Origin of the sequence: Pseudohongiella spirulinae (assembly GCF_001444425.1) — a bacterium.
In the GTDB taxonomy this organism is placed as follows: domain Bacteria; phylum Pseudomonadota; class Gammaproteobacteria; order Pseudomonadales; family Pseudohongiellaceae; genus Pseudohongiella; species Pseudohongiella spirulinae.
This window is the reverse complement of sequence record NZ_CP013189.1, coordinates 220846-236223: the sequence shown is the minus strand read 5'-3', so window position 1 is coordinate 236223 and position 15378 is coordinate 220846. Positions and strand designations below refer to the sequence as shown.

At 46.0% G+C, this 15378-nt stretch carries 23 protein-coding genes; 2 read left to right on the top strand and 21 right to left on the bottom strand.

Translation table 11 applies throughout. The features are described from left to right. Window positions 1-58 precede the first annotated feature (58 nt). From PS2015_RS01190 to PS2015_RS01175, 4 genes are all read right to left on the bottom strand, one after another. Window positions 59-346, bottom strand: coding sequence for a HigA family addiction module antitoxin (locus PS2015_RS01190; protein WP_058020450.1), 288 nt, complete (start codon window positions 344-346; stop codon window positions 59-61). A gap of 9 nt (window positions 347-355) precedes the next feature. Beyond that, window positions 356-634: a type II toxin-antitoxin system RelE/ParE family toxin gene (locus PS2015_RS01185; protein WP_058020449.1), complete on the bottom strand. Its 279-nt coding sequence runs from the start codon at window positions 632-634 to the stop codon at window positions 356-358. 125 nt (window positions 635-759) lie between these two features. Beyond that, window positions 760-1020, bottom strand: coding sequence for a helix-turn-helix transcriptional regulator (locus PS2015_RS01180; RefSeq protein WP_058020448.1), 261 nt, complete (start codon window positions 1018-1020; stop codon window positions 760-762). A 3-nt stretch (window positions 1021-1023) separates the two neighbouring features. After that, window positions 1024-1302, bottom strand: a complete 279-nt coding sequence (locus PS2015_RS01175) for a type II toxin-antitoxin system RelE/ParE family toxin (RefSeq protein WP_058020447.1) — start codon at window positions 1300-1302, stop codon at window positions 1024-1026. A 190-nt stretch (window positions 1303-1492) separates the two neighbouring features. On the opposite strand from PS2015_RS01175, the gene PS2015_RS01170 reads away from it, so the two are divergent. Both PS2015_RS01170 and PS2015_RS01165 read left to right on the top strand, forming a co-directional pair. Continuing rightward, the gene (locus PS2015_RS01170; protein WP_058020446.1) at window positions 1493-1915 is read left to right on the top strand and encodes a putative toxin-antitoxin system toxin component, PIN family; all 423 of its coding nucleotides are present in this window, start codon (window positions 1493-1495) and stop codon (window positions 1913-1915) included. A 4-nt stretch (window positions 1916-1919) separates the two neighbouring features. After that, window positions 1920-2144 carry a CopG family transcriptional regulator gene (locus PS2015_RS01165; RefSeq protein WP_058020445.1) on the top strand — a complete coding sequence of 75 codons (225 nt, stop codon included), beginning with the start codon at window positions 1920-1922 and terminating at the stop codon, window positions 2142-2144. 51 nt (window positions 2145-2195) lie between these two features. Here the strand turns inward: PS2015_RS01165 and PS2015_RS01160 are convergent, their stop codons facing one another. From PS2015_RS01160 to PS2015_RS01065, 17 genes are all read right to left on the bottom strand, one after another. Further along, window positions 2196-2534, bottom strand: coding sequence for a type II toxin-antitoxin system HicB family antitoxin (locus PS2015_RS01160; protein WP_058020444.1), 339 nt, complete (start codon window positions 2532-2534; stop codon window positions 2196-2198). 389 nt (window positions 2535-2923) lie between these two features. After that, the gene (locus PS2015_RS01150) at window positions 2924-3220 is read right to left on the bottom strand and encodes a type II toxin-antitoxin system RelE/ParE family toxin (protein WP_335338248.1); all 297 of its coding nucleotides are present in this window, start codon (window positions 3218-3220) and stop codon (window positions 2924-2926) included. Between the two features lie 2 nt (window positions 3221-3222). Next, window positions 3223-3504 (bottom strand): type II toxin-antitoxin system Phd/YefM family antitoxin, encoded by a 282-nt coding sequence (locus PS2015_RS01145; RefSeq protein WP_058020442.1) that lies wholly within the window; start codon window positions 3502-3504, stop codon window positions 3223-3225. Window positions 3505-3692: 188 nt separating this feature from the next. Further along, window positions 3693-4151 (bottom strand): hypothetical protein, encoded by a 459-nt coding sequence (locus PS2015_RS01135; protein WP_058020440.1) that lies wholly within the window; start codon window positions 4149-4151, stop codon window positions 3693-3695. Window positions 4152-4276: 125 nt separating this feature from the next. Next, complete coding sequence (locus PS2015_RS01130; RefSeq protein ID WP_058020439.1) at window positions 4277-4852, bottom strand: hypothetical protein; 576 nt, start codon at window positions 4850-4852, stop codon at window positions 4277-4279. A 134-nt stretch (window positions 4853-4986) separates the two neighbouring features. Further along, window positions 4987-5520 carry a GrpB family protein gene (locus tag PS2015_RS01125; protein WP_058023077.1) on the bottom strand — a complete coding sequence of 178 codons (534 nt, stop codon included), beginning with the start codon at window positions 5518-5520 and terminating at the stop codon, window positions 4987-4989. A 95-nt stretch (window positions 5521-5615) separates the two neighbouring features. Then, a complete protein-coding gene (locus tag PS2015_RS15690; protein ID WP_058020438.1) occupies window positions 5616-7223 on the bottom strand; it encodes a hypothetical protein in 1608 nt (535 codons plus the stop codon). Continuing rightward, window positions 7213-8235 carry a hypothetical protein gene (locus tag PS2015_RS01115; protein WP_058020437.1) on the bottom strand — a complete coding sequence of 341 codons (1023 nt, stop codon included), beginning with the start codon at window positions 8233-8235 and terminating at the stop codon, window positions 7213-7215. Before PS2015_RS01115 ends, PS2015_RS15690 begins: the two co-directional genes overlap by 11 nt. A gap of 127 nt (window positions 8236-8362) precedes the next feature. Further along, entirely contained in the window at window positions 8363-8854 is a 492-nt protein-coding gene (locus PS2015_RS01110) for a GrpB family protein (protein WP_082627887.1), read from the bottom strand. 70 nt (window positions 8855-8924) lie between these two features. Continuing rightward, complete coding sequence (locus PS2015_RS01105; protein WP_058020436.1) at window positions 8925-9230, bottom strand: helix-turn-helix domain-containing protein; 306 nt, start codon at window positions 9228-9230, stop codon at window positions 8925-8927. Next, the gene (locus PS2015_RS01100) at window positions 9223-9537 is read right to left on the bottom strand and encodes a type II toxin-antitoxin system RelE/ParE family toxin (protein ID WP_058020435.1); all 315 of its coding nucleotides are present in this window, start codon (window positions 9535-9537) and stop codon (window positions 9223-9225) included. Before PS2015_RS01100 ends, PS2015_RS01105 begins: the two co-directional genes overlap by 8 nt. 189 nt (window positions 9538-9726) lie before the next feature. Continuing rightward, entirely contained in the window at window positions 9727-10323 is a 597-nt protein-coding gene (locus tag PS2015_RS01095) for a ribonuclease FAU-1 family protein (protein ID WP_058020434.1), read from the bottom strand. Window positions 10324-10956: 633 nt separating this feature from the next. Continuing rightward, window positions 10957-11634 (bottom strand): hypothetical protein, encoded by a 678-nt coding sequence (locus tag PS2015_RS01090; protein WP_058020433.1) that lies wholly within the window; start codon window positions 11632-11634, stop codon window positions 10957-10959. A gap of 82 nt (window positions 11635-11716) precedes the next feature. Beyond that, a complete protein-coding gene (locus PS2015_RS01085) occupies window positions 11717-12004 on the bottom strand; it encodes a helix-turn-helix domain-containing protein (protein ID WP_058020432.1) in 288 nt (95 codons plus the stop codon). A gap of 419 nt (window positions 12005-12423) precedes the next feature. Beyond that, window positions 12424-13047: a class I SAM-dependent methyltransferase gene (locus PS2015_RS01075; protein ID WP_058020431.1), complete on the bottom strand. Its 624-nt coding sequence runs from the start codon at window positions 13045-13047 to the stop codon at window positions 12424-12426. Window positions 13048-13164: 117 nt separating this feature from the next. Then, a complete protein-coding gene (locus PS2015_RS01070) occupies window positions 13165-13971 on the bottom strand; it encodes a DUF7669 domain-containing protein (protein ID WP_058020430.1) in 807 nt (268 codons plus the stop codon). A gap of 130 nt (window positions 13972-14101) precedes the next feature. Then, window positions 14102-15349 (bottom strand): HNH endonuclease, encoded by a 1248-nt coding sequence (locus PS2015_RS01065; protein ID WP_082627886.1) that lies wholly within the window; start codon window positions 15347-15349, stop codon window positions 14102-14104. Window positions 15350-15378: the final 29 nt, after the last annotated feature.

Genomic DNA, 15378 nt, shown 5'->3' with positions numbered 1-15378 from the left:
CCGCGTTCAACAGCGCAGTAAAACGGCGCCTGTTGCAACCGTTGGTTATATGCCATTCTCACGCAGCAACCAATTTCTTAACCTGAAGCTCGCCTCTATGTTGCTCGGCATGCCATAGCTCGTATTGGGACTGTTGGTTGAGCCAGCTTTCAGCTGACGTGTCGAATGCGATGGAGAGCCGTACAGCCATTTCCGGACTGATTCCGGCGCGGCCGTTGAGAATTGCGCTTAGAGTCTTCCTGCTGACACCGAGTGCCTCGGCCGCATCCGTCACTGAGATGCCTAAAGGCTGAAGGCACAGCTCTTTAATGACCTCGCCTGGATGAGGGGGATTGTGCATTAACATGGTGATACCTCAATGATAGTCTTCATAGTTGACGACCTCAGCATCTTCACCTTGAAAAACAAATGTGACTCGCCAGTTACCGCTTACCATTACTGACCAAGTACCTGAACGGTTGCCAGTGAGCTCATGAAGCCGAAGCCCTGGCAGATCCATATCCTTTGGTGACGCGGCTGCATGAAGACGACCGAGGATTAGCCGGAGCCGCTTTGCATGATCGGCCTGAATCCCAGCAGTACTGCCGGATTTGAAGAATTTGGCCAATCCCTTGTGTTTGAAGCTCCGAATCATGTCAAGCACTGTAACCCATGTCGTATCAGGTGTCAACGCTTGAGCCGAGAGTCATATAACGCCGCGCACAAGGGCGCGAGCTTGCGAGCGTCCCAGCCGCCGCAGGCGGCGATTGATGCGCCTGGTTATGCGGCTGACTCATGCTCAACGTCCCAACCTGGGAATACCAGTACGGCTGGATGACAACGCAGCGCTCTGGCGAGTACTTTTGCGCGCTCCACACCAAGGCGAACGCGATCATTCTCGATGGCAGAAATTGTTGATTGCGGTATCCCGGTTGCAGCCGCCAGATCGTTCTGACTCATCTCCTGAAGCTCACGCAATATCCGAACTGAATCACCTGGTGATACATCCATTCTTTTGATGGCTTTACGATAGTCGCTCATTCTTTACCTCCGGTAGTCATGGGGAGTAACTCGTTCAACCTCCACCAGCACCTGATCTTTTTGAACCTTGTAAATAACTCGATATTGGATATTCAGCCTGGAAGATCGAAAGCCCTTCCAGTTACCCGACAAGGATTCATCCTTAAAGCCCTTGATCAATTGCAGTCCCTGTGGCCCGGAAATTCTTACAATATCTTTCCACTTTTCATAGCGTTGCTGAACCTCAACCGGAGCTGCTGCCAAGGCTTTATCAATACGCTTATGTTCGAGAATCTCCCACATATCAAATTTAGTATATATACCATTTATAGTATGTCAAGAGCTGTGATGGCCTAGGAAGGTAGCCGCATAACGCCGCGCACAAGGGCGCGAGCTTGCGAGCGTCCCAGCCGCCGCAGGCGGCGATTGATGCGCCTGGTTAGTTGCTTTTCCAGTATTGCGAAGTGATAGCATATATGCAACCATATTGCGCATGAATAATGTTGTAGTCATAGACACCAGCGTGCTTATCAATGCCCTAATTGGCCCTGCGGGACCAGCCAGGGAGTTGATCCGGAGGTGCTTGCAAGGGCATTACAAACCTTTGATTAGCAACACCTTATTTATGGAATATGAAGACGTTACAGCCCGGTCTCATATTCTTGAGCTATGCCCGCTGACGCCCGATGAGCTTCGCGAGCTGCTCAACGCTTACTACAGCGTTTGCGAATGGGTGCCCATTTACTACCTATGGCGTCCGAACCTGCCCGATGAGGGCGATAACTTTTTAATTGAGCTTGCCGTTGCCGGCAATGCCTATTGTGTTGTTACCAACAATGCCAGGGATATCAAATCTTCTGAACTGATATTCCCTGGCCTGCACGTAATGACACCTGAACAATTGTTAAGAGGATAACAACATGGCCACTTTAACCATCCGACTACCCGACGACAAACATAACCGTTTGAAGGCGTTGGCTCGTCGCAAAAAAATGAGCGTCAACAAACTGATTGAAGAAATTTCAACTCAGACCTTGGCCGAGTTTGACAGCGAAACTCGATTCCGGACCTTTGCCGCCTCTGGCGATGTTAAACGCGGCCTTGAACTTTTGGACAAACTCGACGCTGCGGCACAGGGCAACTAACGCCCTTCAACAATGGCGCCGGCAAAGCCGACGTCCGATTGTTTGAGATTGTTACATGCGGGGTTGATGAAGCTTACTGGAAATCAACCGATTCAAACTGACACCCGACTCAGCCGCTTCAATCGTTAATTGGCGGTGCGTTTCCGGTGGTACTCGCACCATAAACTTTCCGCTGAATTGTTTTGACGATAGCGGCTCAGGAACCTGTTCATTGTTCTGGAGCATGTCTGAAACGCTGTCTCGGACAAGCTGACGAATACCTTTTAGAGCCTGCTCAGGATCTTCCGCCAGCCAGCTAAGGCTGGGAAACTCAACACACAGCCCAACATGCTCCTGATCTTCTTCAGACCAGGTCACTCTGTACGTGTAACGATCAATATTTTTTGCCATTTTGAACCTCCAACCGCTCAACTGCCTGAAGCACCTGCTTCACTTGATAGGCTTTAGACATACCTTTGGCATTCTGGATATTGACCCTGGGATCTCCTTTCCATGGGGTCCGATAGACCCTGTGGCTCGAACCAGACTGTCGAGGCTCTCCAAAGTAGGCATCGCAGACCTTACATAGGTCATTGAATTTGATGCTTTTGGGACTTTCCCGCATCTGACTGAGAATATCTTGAATCTTAGCCATGCAACTAATGGTATCACTATTGATACTTGTGTCAATTGGCTGACTTGGTGCCAGGCCGCTGCGCTTAGCATGTAACGCCCAACTCAACGGGCAAATGTAGCGCAGCGGAATTTGCTCCGTTGCAGCTGATTGTTATGTGCTTTGTTTAATCGAGCTCATCAGCCCGAATTAATTCGCTGCCACGCAGAACCGTAAGCACTGAAATTTTTTTTGCTTGAGTATCAACGCGATAAATAACACGATACGCACCATAAATGACTTCTCGAATTCGCTCAATGTTGATTTCAGGGACAACGCGACCGCTCATTGGGTGCGGCTCCAAGCGCTCTACCGATTCGAACAGTCCGTCTAGCCATGACTCTGCAGCGGTGGGTTTATCCAGCGCGATATAGGCAGCAATTTCACCCGCCCTTTCCAATGCGAGCGGCGACCATTCAATCATAATCACTGGCGTAGCTGACTCAGTAACTGATTCTTTGCCTCTGCGTGGGGAACGCCTTCTCCCGCTTCGATTTGCGCCTCTGCCCGATAGATGTCCTCAAGCAACTCCAGACGCTGCTGCATCTTTTGATATTCATGCACGCCAACCAGCACAGCAACCCCGCGGCCACGCTGAGTAAGGACCATGGGGCGATGAGTCTCGTTAATCTGCTTTACAAAGGAGGCTATGCCTGCCCTGAAGTCGGACAGCGGGCGAATATCCTCATCAACTCTCAACTTAGTCATAGCAACTCAACCGTACTTTTGAATGTACCATTGAGTGTACTCTTGGTCGGTCAGGCGCGCAACCCAGAGCGCTTCGGACACATAACGCCCTTTATTCAGCGGCGCGGCCACCAGGCCGCGTCCGGTGGAGGCCCGAAAGGGCCGGAACGGACTGAAATTACTTGTTAGCGCAGCGATCCGAATCATTACTAGTTTCCAATTAGATTGCAGTTCAGCCGCGAAAACTTGTTCTCCGCGTTTAGTTGCTGCTCTTCATCGTCATAGGATATATCACCAGTTCGATAGATGCCCTCGAGAGCCGATTCTTGAGCGGACTCATATATACGACCAAGCATAAAGTCTGGGGTAGGTCCCTGAAGCAAGAGGAGCAATATTGTGGGAGCTTCCTGTGAAAGATCTTCCTGCGCAATTTTTTGGTCCAGCAAAGCTGAAATAAAGGACTTACCTTGCTCGTAACCAAACCGAAACAATCTCTCTTGCTCGTCTGGCAGGCGCGCCTTAGAAGCGAGTGAGCTGCATTCAAACGCACTCCAAGTGGCTTTAGCCATTTGAGCGTACTCATTCGATGTCTGAGATAGGGCGGATACCGGAATGAGCAAAACTCCCGAGAGAGCAACGATCTTTAAAGTCAGACTATTTCTACTCATGTTGATGCTCCAGGTGGCGCTAACGCCGTTCCTCAGCGGCGAAAGCATGGTGGCGCGACATTTGCGGTTTATGCAAATGGCATGACACCATGGTTTTGTCCGTCTGGAGGACTTTGTTAGCGAGCTTATAAACCTGACAGTAATTGCGCAAGTTGTTGCTCCTGCTTAATTTTCGTTTCCCTCTCATACCTTTTCCATACGTCATTATGTAGCTGATTCAATGTAGTGTGCTGAACCGGTTCACCCCATGCCTCAACAAACCACTTTGCATCAGTTTTGCTAGCAAGTTTAAGTTTAGTGTATCCAAGCTTCTCATATGAGAAGGGTAGCGACTGTATGGCAGCCCCAGGCATCGATTCAATTACGTTGAAACCCGGCTGTTGCAGATAATCAGAGTAAGGAATAGAAAAGGACTCTATCGCGATTAGCCAATACATCAGCGAAAGATCTTTTTCAAAATCTTCTTTTTTCTTCTTCTTTTCGCGAATGATGCCTCTGAGAGCGATAGCTGCCTCCCTAAAAGCCCCGGGAAGTGGGAGGTTTTCTAATGCAAGTGCCAAGCGCTTCTCTGGTTCTGACTTTAAACTCTTGATCTTATCGGCCCAGAAAGTCCCGCTATCTATGTCACTTTTTAGCTTCCGCCAAAACTCACTACTGTTTTGCTCAGCTTCAGCAGCATTGCTTGTATTTAGCCAGGACATTCACTGATCTCCATTTTGCTCGATAACGCCCAGTTCAGCCGCAGATGGTACGGAGCGGCTTTTGTGTTAATGTTTGAGCGACAGCGAGTAACACAAAAGTTGCGTAGTGCCAGATGTCGGACTGCAACTGATTGTTATGCGGATGCCTGCTCATTACCACTACTTCTCCAGATCAACGCCAGACGCTCATGCTCCTTTACGAATGCATCCTTGCCATTGATATATGCATCCATATCGTTCGGACTCGCTCTCGCGAGACGTTCCTTTAGCTCCCCGTACTCGACAGCAATTGACGGGTGTGCTCGCATGTAATCCCGAAAGGCAATATGGCGGGCTACATTCTGCGACCCCACCTCAAAAGCATGGATCTGGTGCGTTCTGCGTCCCGCAGCGTCGCTTAACCGAAAGTAGCGGCGACCAGGAATCCCAAACTCCCCCTTGACCTCGTAACCTAGAGCCTCAAGTGAAGGACTTTTCTGATCCAGCGATTCTAGTAAGTTGACTTCCAGTAACATATCAATGACTGGTTTGGCTTTGGTGTGAGCAATTGCCGTACTTCCAATGTGGTGGACTTGTACAACCGTGTCGCTCAAAGCCAAACAAATTCGAGAGGCTTCCTTCTCGAACATCTTCCCCCAACCAGGGTCATGGTCTACCACAAGTATCATATCTGTGCTCTGCCGAAATCCGCATAACGCCCGCATTTGCGGCTGGTTTGGAGCGCAGCGGAAAACCAGTCCGACAACATGCGCTTGTTATAGCTTTACAGAACAAGACCTACGAATCCTGACGTTAGCGTCAAGAACTCTCTTACATGTTGCTTGCTTAATATTTTACAATCCTGATGATTGCTGTAATCCACAGCATTTACACCATCTATTCTGGAGTATTTATCGTTGCTATATTCTTCATCTTTCAGTGTTGAGGTTAATATGATCTGACTATCTATCTTCCTATATATTTCCAGCATCTTAGCCTCCTTTCCTGTTGATAGCTCTCCATCGCGAAATGAGTCAATCAAAATAGGAAAGTTATGTTTAAGAAGCTTTCTAAGGGCAATAACTTTACAAAAATAAAACTCCTGCCCTTCACTACCAGAAAAGGTTGACCCCTTTTTAGTAAAAATATCCTCGAACACCAAATTACCGCCAGGATCTATCGCCTTGTATAGGTCGTTCATCTCCTTCAGCAGATTATCATCGAAACTCTTTCTTTCTTTTTTCAGAGATTCATCGATATTTGTATATGAATTAAGCTGATCCTCTAATGCCCTTATTTGAATCGAAAGGGAAAATGCTTGGTCATCAAAATCCACCTCTGATATAGCCTGCTCCTGATACAAAACAATTTGTTGGAAATTCGGCGGCGTATCTCTCATTTCCTCATTTAACTCCCTCTGTAAAGAATTAATCTCCCCAGAGAAGTCCATGATTATATCGGCCTTTTGCCTAATATTTTGATCGATGGATTTCATAATTCCATTTCTCACATCGATATTACTTATTTCGAATGTCAGATCGTTATTGGAATACACTATCTTGTCACTGCCACAGTCACCACATTGAACATTTCCCTCACTAAGGTCTCTATTTAGTGAATTAAGCTCTGCAATTAGATGTTCTAGTTTAGACTTTCTATTAATCTCTCTTTGCCGGGAACGTTTAAGTTTTGATATGTTTTCATTTATCTCAGATATTCTTTTAATTTTTTCCTGAACAACTTCAGAGTCATACGTTCTAGAAGCTATTTCTGCAATATTGGGGTTTTGTCTGATTATTGAAATTTTTCTTCTAATCTCTTTAAGCTGAAGTTTTAAGGATTTAATATTTTCCTTTATGCTCTTTATATCATCGATGTTAACCCGATTGTCAGACAGTCCCGCCAAATCATAAACCATAGCTTTAAAGTCAGACTTACTAAATTGGCCCTTACTTATAAGTCCAGATGGATTTCGATTGTCCTGGCCAATAAAAAACAACTCATATAGCAAGCTCAAATCTACGAGCACGTGCCGACCTTCCTTGTGAATCCTGGGCACTGAGAAAACAAATTCATCTAAGAAGTACCTTGCCTCGCCAACTGAATTAAATATCTGCATCGCATCTTCTGTCTTTATGGCGATGGAATTTCTTTTCCTTAAGAATTCATAGGTAACATTGCCAAACTCAACCTCAGAATAGAAATATTTATCTTTATAGTTGAAAGAGCTGGGAAAGATAGACTCATATCCCAATGAAAACATTAGCCCTTGCATGACAAGGGTTTTACCTCTGTTATTGTCGTCACTAAAAATAACATTTAGGCCGTCAACCAATCTTCTCTCAACAAACGCTTCCTCTGAATCGCCAAATGCAATTTTCTTAATCAGCATTTACTAACCCCGTCTTTACTAGAGAAATCATATAAAGCAACGTTTTCTCTGTTAAATATTCTGTTTTCACCTTAACGTCTGATATCAAACTCGAATAAACATCAAAAATACTATTATCGGGCTTCTCTTTAAGTATCTTTATCAGAGTTTCTGTTACTTTCCAAAACTCTCTGCAGCCGTTTTTGTCGAAGAAAGCACGACTTAGATTTTCATTGCATTCTTGAAGCAAATCTTTTCTTTCGTCTTCATCCTTGCCCATTAAAACGTCGAAGAAGCTCACAGGTATTCCGGGAAAAGAAAAAACATCAATACCAACTAGCCTGCTAATCAAAAGAGTGTTGATTTCTGTCTTTGTAATATGACGATTAAATTTGAGAACTTCAGAGGGGTGGTTTATGTTTTCGTTTTCTATGTATGAGTTCTTAAGGGCTGCCTGGGCATTTCTAATTTCTAAAAATATTCGATCATATATCTCTTCAGGAATAGATTTTTTATTTTTGAATCTAGAAATCTTTTTTATATATGTACTTACTTTCTTATTGTCTTCAACAAAGCATATCTTCGACAAGAAATCGATAAATAGCGGCGGGGTCGCCCCAGATTTGTCTCCATTTACTTTTTCTTTGAGTTTTTTTTCTATCCCCTTTTTTTGCTTTTCGTTGATATTTTCGTAGCTATAAATATTTAGAGAAGGGTCTACCAAATAGTCCCTATTAAGCTTCGGAATGAACAATATATATTCATAAAAGCTAATAGTTGAGATGTAGTTTTCGTATAGCGTGGATAGACTCTCACCAATTTTAGAAGGGGGGAGACTGCTATGGTTTTTACTTTGAACATCCCAGAGCTTGCTGAAATCCGTGTTAGAGCCTGTTACGTCATTGAAGCAATCCACAGTAACTATTTCAATTTCTTCACTATCACTTCTCATGCCAAGCAAGTACAGCAAAGACTTAGTTTCAAAGTCTGAAGCTTTCTTGTTGTTGATTTCCGTATTTTTGAAAGTATACAAACGGTTCTTCCTGATTTATTAAACTTCAATCTCTAGTAATGACTGAATTTGGCTATAACGCCATTTCATAAGCGGTGCCTGCGCAGCAGGCGTCCGGTGCCCGAAGGGCACGCACTTCATGTAATTGTTAGCAGCCGAACTCACGCAGTACGCTCTCGATGAATGGTTCCGTATAGCTTTCTCGATCATCTGTCAGATCCCTGGCCAGCGAGACCTTTAGCTGCTCATATTTCTCTGCGACTTTTGCGTTGTTGCGAAGAATATCCCGAAACTTGATTCGTTCTCGCCAAAGTGGGCTGTCGTAAGGAACTAGGTGCAGATGGTGTGTCCGATACTCCGGAGTGGGTTTGCAGAACCAATGCATTACGTCAGCTTTGTATGGATAGTAGCAATATCCATTATTCTGCAATACCTCGATAGCTTTAACTGAACTATCGAGATTTTTGACCCCCGCCATAATGTCGATAATCGGTTTAGCCTTCAAGCCCGGAACGGCAGTGCTTCCAACGTGTTCAATTGGGCCCTGCAGCCATGGTCCTATCTTATCAAGGAGAACCGACTTTTCTCTCTCGAACAAGTCAGGCCACTCATGTTGGTAATCAGACAGTTGTACTTTCATCCGGAGTGATTCACTTGACTGCTAACGCCCACATTCACGCGCCAGCTTGCTGGTCGCGTGCAATTGATTGTTAGCGCTGTGATGCCAAACCTTCCTTGATAATCTCTGGATGGCGAAATGCAATTTGGATCAAAGCTTTCGCTGCACCAGATGGTGACCGCCGGCCTTGCTCCCACTCCTGCAGCGTACGTGCAGATATCTGCAGTACTTGTGCAAACTCAGCCTGCGACAGACCGGTTTTCAGCCGCGCCGAGGCCACTTCATTCGATGCATGTTGTGTTACTCGGGCGGCCTTGCCGGCTTTCATTTCCTTGACGGACTTCAGCAGCTTGTCACCAAGCTCCTCTCCGCTCATGCTCTTGGCATACTTACTCATTCTCGATAACCTCACGAATCGCCTTCAGAATGTGTGCGGGTATGGTCTCTCTAACCGCTTTGCTAAAAATTACAAGAAGCCAGATTTCTTCATCTGATAATCTGGTGAAATAAATGACTCTTACCCCGCCACGCTTGCCGGAGCCGGCTCGAGCCCAGCGAACTTTCCTACAGCCGCCACTTCCTGGAATTACTGCTCCTGACTCCGGGTTGGCCGCCAGCCACGCACAGAATGCACCACGTTCCTCTTCCGACCAGAGCTGCCTGGCATCTTCTGCAAATGTTGGGGTTTCGACAATCGTATACATTTAAGGACTATACGTCAGAGACGGATAGATTACAAGAGCAGGGGCCGCCAGACGCTAACGCCCCGCACAAGGGCGGCCAAAAAAGCGAAGCGTTTTGGCTGTCCCAGCGACCAAAGGGAGCGATTGTTGCGGATTGTTATACGTCATCACTGTACTCACTAGAGTCGAAACCTCAGATACTTATTCGGTTTACTCACTGACGCCATAAGCCCAAGATCGACGATGCCAATACGTTGGTGGAGTGCTTGCCCATTCTTCCGAAATCGTCGGAATATCCCAGTCAGGGTGAGGTGTCCATTCTGCCCATCCTGATAGAGCAGGATGCGACGCCAGACTGAACTCCTCGACTACACTAAGGCATTCCGATCGAGCAGCCATTGCTAAGTTCTCAGTGAAGAACCCTTCCCTCACATGGTTTTGCATTTCATCTTCATCGCGCCACGACCAAGTCAAATCAGGTTGCACAATCAGATCCAACGTGAGGTCCTGGGTATCGAAGCCGATTTCACTTCGTCGAAATGGCTCCTCAACGTTGATGAAGAACCTGTTGAGTCGACGCTTATAATCGTTATCCCAGAAAAGCCAGACAGAGTGCATACGCTGCGGCAACATCAATCGGAGTGTATCCGCTGTCCAAACGTACTCACCCGATGGCACAGGTCCTGAAGGATTGGCCCGCTTTTCAGCAGCGGTACGCTTCGGATCTGCCTTGTACTTTGTACCCGCTGCGATAAAAAGAGCTACAAGTTGATCAGTGTCTTCGACAACTCTACACGGCCAAGCCATCTCGATTCGCCCATCCGTGAGCACGTATCGAAGTACAGCTGTGCTTCCGTATTGGTAGCGCTTTGGATGGCCAATTGTCAATTTATCGCCTCTAGATATTATTCGGTTTGCGGTATCGAATTCTGTACTTTATTGCGGGAACTTATGCAGCTGCTGCTGGCTGATTCCGACGTATAACGCCCCATGATAACCGGCGTGGGCGTCAGCCCACGTCCGGCGACCGAAGGGAGCGGAGTTAATTGTATTGTTACTGCACGCAGCGCTACTGCCGATTGAAACCCAGTATGCGAAGCCATCGCTGAGCATGAAGCCTCCGACAGCCACGGGGTTACCGACTGCCGCTGATCAGCGACAAACCTCTTAGAATTCACTTCCCAACCGGCTGTTTGTTTTTGCAATTTATTCTCCGGCAGCCACCTCACCATTGATGGCGTTTTATTCTATTGAACCAGACAACTGTGCAGCTGAACTTGAAGTCGGCATTGGCTAGGGTAAAGACTCTGACCGACCCGGCACGAGATCAGCTACCCGCGGTGCACCGGGGGCTGGCACTTCCAAGTGCAGTAACGCCCTTCATCAGCGGTGCAACCGATGGTTGCATCCGGCGCCACAGGCGCGAACTGCATGAGATTGTTAGGCGTACTTTTGAATAAAACTGATCGTATTATCATACTTTTCCTGGAATTTTGGATCGGCTTGGGCACGCATTTCTGACAAAGCTTTTAAGTAGGGATTCTTTCCTTGGACCAGTCCGTTGTTGAAAGAAAAAGCTGAGATTGGACCCTTGATGCCAGGTTTAAAAAGTGTCTCATCCGTGACCCCTCTGTAAAAATTCCTCTCTCGGGCAGGTAAGCTTACTTCTTCCAGCCTATTGATAGCATTTGGCGTGAGAATGAAGCCGAGCCAATTTACCCCTTCACCGTATCTATACGCATCTATTAACGCAGGCCCAACAAAAATGTTCTTTTCTTGCTGGGAATATAGCTCTCCGAATGTAAGGGCTCCTCGGACTGCTATCTTGTTTAGAATCAAATGCTGGAAGAACAATCGACTAACATGTTCGATGTTGGCAAAATCTTCAGCTTTTGAACCCCGCGAATATACTATGAACGTATCTGAAAACCAGGAAACGTAAATTCCTTGTTGTTTCTTTTCTTCTGGAGATCGTTCTAGTTGATCTAGCGCTTTATTGTAAAGGGGCATTATTTGACTGATGCTTTTTTGTTGAACTAAATCAGAAAATCCCAACAAATCGAAATACGCGAACCATCGCTTGGTATACTGAATTTTCTCTCCAGATTCATGCTTCATAGATATCCCAGTCGCCTAACGCCCTTCAACAACGGCGCGAACGAAGTGAGTGTCCGTTTGCTTGAGATTGTTACACCCGTGGTTAATGAAGTTCACTGAAAACTTCAGGATGCTGCTCTGCTATTCTCAGCAAGGTAAGTGCTGGGCCTTGTGGTTCTCTGCGGCCCTGCTCCCAATCTTGTAACGTGCGGACACTGACTCCCATTAGACCTGCAAACGCAGACTGAGACAGGTTCAGCCTCAGACGGATTACTTGCGGTGAAGAAGGTGGAGCCAGCTCAGTACTACGCAGCTTTACCTGCCCCCTATTGTGCTGTTGGATCTCCCGAATGCCTTCCAGGATTTCGTTGCCTAAATCTCGCTTACTCATACTTCAATGCCTCTGCAATTTGCTTGAGCGTGTGGCCTGGAATCGAATCTTGTTCGGACTTTTGGTAGATCGTTAGAAACCAGATTTGGTGGTTAGATTTCTACCAGAAATAGATGATTCTCACACCACCGCTCTTTCCCGAGCCAGATATTGCCCAACGAACCTTCCTCACCCCGCCAGAGCCACGGATTAGGTCTCCAGCTTCCGGGGCTTTAAGCAAATGCGCCTGCAGCCCTCGGTACTCCTCGTCCGTGAGGTATTCTGGTAGTAGCTTCGTGAACAGACTCGTTTCAATGAATACCATTTCTGAAATATACGGCAATGCCGTATGGATATGAAGGGCTTCCTAGGAGGGTGTAACGCCCTTAATAACCGGCGCAGCCGCAGGCTGCGTCCGGCGCCGAAGGCGCGAAGTTCATTTAATGGTTAGGTAGCGCTTTGTACAATGCCCTACCACCCTTAACTAAAATCTCTGACACTCTGTACCCCGCCGACTCCAATGCCTGCCGCTGCTCCATTCGACTCATGTACAGTTGATCATTGGTCATACCGTCTTGACCAAAGTAGTGGTCACAGAACAATAACACACCGCCTGGCTTGAGCAGATCGCGTACCTGGAGGAAAAGCTCAGGCGCATAGCGCTTGTGGCGCAACTCATGAACAGCCTGATTTGTGGCAACAACCTCGACTTTTTCAATGCCGTCGGTCCAGCCGCGCTCTTTGAAGCTGCGCTCCAGATACTGAATTGTATTGCCTGTCAGATCAGATAGCCTCTGGCTAGCCAGTTGGTGCATGGCGGCAGAGAAGTCGAGCAATGTGTAATTTATATCCTGCAGTTGTGCAAGGATATGCTCTGCCAAGAAACCTGGACCCGAGCCGAGTTCTAAGATCCGAAGTCCGGGCTTTTGAAGCGCGCCGATCTCTGTGCAAATCGCGGCGAAGAAGTCTTTTCGAAATGGGCGCTGCATTGCAGCCTGCTCCCACGCTTTAGCGTCCTCCATATTTTTCAGATCAATTGGACTTGGCACATCTGCTTGAATCATGGGAGTGCTACCTAACGCCGTTCTTCAGCGGAAAATTCATGCTGGCGTGGCTTTTGCGCGAGCAAAAGGCATGTCTGTATGAAGTTTTCCGTCTGCAAGACTTTGTTATTGCATTCTTCATGCCCGGTTCCACGGAAAGGAGATAGATTGTCGTAGGCTTTTTTCAACTGACTTGTAATCCTGTGTCTCAAAGAACCACAGAAACAAATCCTTACCGCCACTCACTGTTGTAAAGATCAAATTGTTAATCCGACAATTGGTCTCCTGACCGCCAACGTAGCAATTTTTAGGGCTAATATTCCCATATCCGGCGTTGAAACGAGCACTGAGATTCACACATTCCCCAACATACAGGGGCTGACTTTTTGTGCCGATGATGTAAACGCCAGATTTTTGAAGCCCAGTTGGAATTTTGAACCTACAAAACAGACCGTTGCCGTAATTGTTAAGTGGAGTGGATCCAGCACCAGCATAATTGAGCTGTGGCCTGAACTCGCGAATATTACCCGATTCGTCATTTTCAACGCTCAGCTGACAAATCAACCTAAAGTCAATTCCGCCAAGTGCTATACAATCCAGTTGCTTTGATTCAACATTCGTAGATAGCTTGGTCAGGGGTTCAGGAACAATTCGACTGTTAGGCGTGGTGCCAGTAACTGCTCCAACGCTACTTGAAGTTCGGAGAACAAATAAACCTCGTCCGACGCTATGAAGTAGGTTTTTACCTGCAGCTCCTGGCGCACCCCCGCGCAGATTGTCAGTTAGACCCTGAATAATTGGGTTTATTGAATCAGGTTTGCAGTTAGGAATCTTACTCTGAACGCACTTAATAATGTCCCCCCTTGTAAAGGGAGAATTTCCACTTTTATCAAACTCTTTGGCGCAGAGGTGAATAGTTTCCCAAATTGGCAGACTTTTTTTCATATTCTCCTGAGCCTAATGTGTGGGGGCACATAACGCCCGGCTCTGCGGCTGACAAAAGTGACGCTGCTTTTGCGATAGCAAAAGGAGTGACGCTTTTGTCAGTCCGACAGCAGCCGCTTGTTAGGTGAGGTCACAATTTGCACACCTGCCTTCTCTCTTCTTGAACTGATATTACACATAGAAGCTCATTAGACGGAGTTATTTTAATGTAGAGCTCTTCATCCAATTCAATACCAGCAGATATACCGCCACACTCCAAACTTCCTGCGCGAGCGCTTTCAACTAATTCAGATATTTTCTGATGTACAGTTTTACCCGCATAACTCCCATCCTTATTGAAGAAAGGGATTTCATTCATTTCCATGTAGAAAGCAAAATTCGGATCGCTTTGCAGATTAAGATATCTATCTACAGAATTCTGATCTTTGAACCAGTATTGAAACCTTAGCTCTGGTTTATCATGCGTTCTTTCTATTAACTCAAATGCGTTTATTTTGAAAAATGATTTTCCTGCAATATCATTAATCCCAACTATGAAGTTCTCATCAAGGTAGTTATTCTCTGAAAGGACAACTCCAACGGTGAATAACTTGTGTAACTTTACAAAGCACGTAAGGTTTTCATCTGATTGAATAAGTATCAAATAGTGCTTTGTGCTCTCAAAATCCAGAAGACTCTCAAAGGGCTGCATGACCTCATGTTGAAATCCATTTCCAATCTTTACAAAATCAGTAGATCTTTCGTGATTTGCACTATGAAGTACTTTTGAGATATCAATTGCCATTTGGTCATCGTAATATTTTGGTATTGTATCTATGGCAAACTCATAAGCTATTTTTAACAATCCTAGTTTAAAATCATGCAAGTCTATTGAAAGTGGTATATGAACTTCCGGGCATGGCGCTGACTGAACTATTTTTTCACCAATTGAAATTCTCTCATATGGCACGCCGATTCTTTTTGCCGTTTTCTTTATTATGTCATCAAGCTTATGCTCGTCAGTTGCATCTACAACAATATTGACGGAATCAATTACACCGTTGTTATTATTTTGGTTTACGCTAGGGATGATATATGGAACTGTCTTTCGACCTTCATCCAATCTAACCTGAACTTTTTGGTCTGGATTATCAGTAAATGAATGAGTTCCAGAAAAAGGGTTAGGTATTTTTCCCGACTTACCTTTTATGCCCATCAAAAAGCGCTGAAAGTCAGAGAATTTATGGTTTACTAAGTCACTATCTACTTTTGACCCCAAGTCTGAATTACATTGCTTGCATACAGTATAAATATGATAGTAGCCCCCCAAAGAGTCCGGAATTACGTGCTCGTCTGAGAAATCATCTGTTTTTTCTCTGCAAATTATGCAATTTTTCACTATAAATCCTATCGGTAATATTCGTGGTA

Bases quoted from the DNA above. Each gene is read 5' to 3' on its own strand.
- PS2015_RS01190 (WP_058020450.1), bottom strand. From the start codon at position 346: ATGTTAATGCACAATCCCCCTCATCCAGGCGAGGTCATTAAAGAGCTG.
- PS2015_RS01185 (WP_058020449.1), bottom strand. From the start codon at position 634: ATGATTCGGAGCTTCAAACACAAGGGATTGGCCAAATTCTTCAAATCC.
- PS2015_RS01180 (WP_058020448.1), bottom strand. From the start codon at position 1,020: ATGAGCGACTATCGTAAAGCCATCAAAAGAATGGATGTATCACCAGGT.
- PS2015_RS01175 (WP_058020447.1), bottom strand. From the start codon at position 1,302: ATGTGGGAGATTCTCGAACATAAGCGTATTGATAAAGCCTTGGCAGCA.
- PS2015_RS01170 (WP_058020446.1), top strand. From the start codon at position 1,493: ATGAATAATGTTGTAGTCATAGACACCAGCGTGCTTATCAATGCCCTA.
- PS2015_RS01165 (WP_058020445.1), top strand. From the start codon at position 1,920: ATGGCCACTTTAACCATCCGACTACCCGACGACAAACATAACCGTTTG.
- PS2015_RS01160 (WP_058020444.1), bottom strand. From the start codon at position 2,534: ATGGCAAAAAATATTGATCGTTACACGTACAGAGTGACCTGGTCTGAA.
- PS2015_RS01150 (WP_335338248.1), bottom strand. From the start codon at position 3,220: ATGATTGAATGGTCGCCGCTCGCATTGGAAAGGGCGGGTGAAATTGCT.
- PS2015_RS01145 (WP_058020442.1), bottom strand. From the start codon at position 3,504: ATGACTAAGTTGAGAGTTGATGAGGATATTCGCCCGCTGTCCGACTTC.
- PS2015_RS01135 (WP_058020440.1), bottom strand. From the start codon at position 4,151: ATGAGTAGAAATAGTCTGACTTTAAAGATCGTTGCTCTCTCGGGAGTT.
- PS2015_RS01130 (WP_058020439.1), bottom strand. From the start codon at position 4,852: ATGTCCTGGCTAAATACAAGCAATGCTGCTGAAGCTGAGCAAAACAGT.
- PS2015_RS01125 (WP_058023077.1), bottom strand. From the start codon at position 5,520: ATGATACTTGTGGTAGACCATGACCCTGGTTGGGGGAAGATGTTCGAG.
- PS2015_RS15690 (WP_058020438.1), bottom strand. From the start codon at position 7,223: ATGCTGATTAAGAAAATTGCATTTGGCGATTCAGAGGAAGCGTTTGTT.
- PS2015_RS01110 (WP_082627887.1), bottom strand. From the start codon at position 8,854: ATGAAAGTACAACTGTCTGATTACCAACATGAGTGGCCTGACTTGTTC.
- PS2015_RS01105 (WP_058020436.1), bottom strand. From the start codon at position 9,230: ATGAGTAAGTATGCCAAGAGCATGAGCGGAGAGGAGCTTGGTGACAAG.
- PS2015_RS01100 (WP_058020435.1), bottom strand. From the start codon at position 9,537: ATGTATACGATTGTCGAAACCCCAACATTTGCAGAAGATGCCAGGCAG.
- PS2015_RS01095 (WP_058020434.1), bottom strand. From the start codon at position 10,323: ATGGCTTGGCCGTGTAGAGTTGTCGAAGACACTGATCAACTTGTAGCT.
- PS2015_RS01090 (WP_058020433.1), bottom strand. From the start codon at position 11,634: ATGAAGCATGAATCTGGAGAGAAAATTCAGTATACCAAGCGATGGTTC.
- PS2015_RS01085 (WP_058020432.1), bottom strand. From the start codon at position 12,004: ATGAGTAAGCGAGATTTAGGCAACGAAATCCTGGAAGGCATTCGGGAG.
- PS2015_RS01075 (WP_058020431.1), bottom strand. From the start codon at position 13,047: ATGATTCAAGCAGATGTGCCAAGTCCAATTGATCTGAAAAATATGGAG.
- PS2015_RS01070 (WP_058020430.1), bottom strand. From the start codon at position 13,971: ATGAAAAAAAGTCTGCCAATTTGGGAAACTATTCACCTCTGCGCCAAA.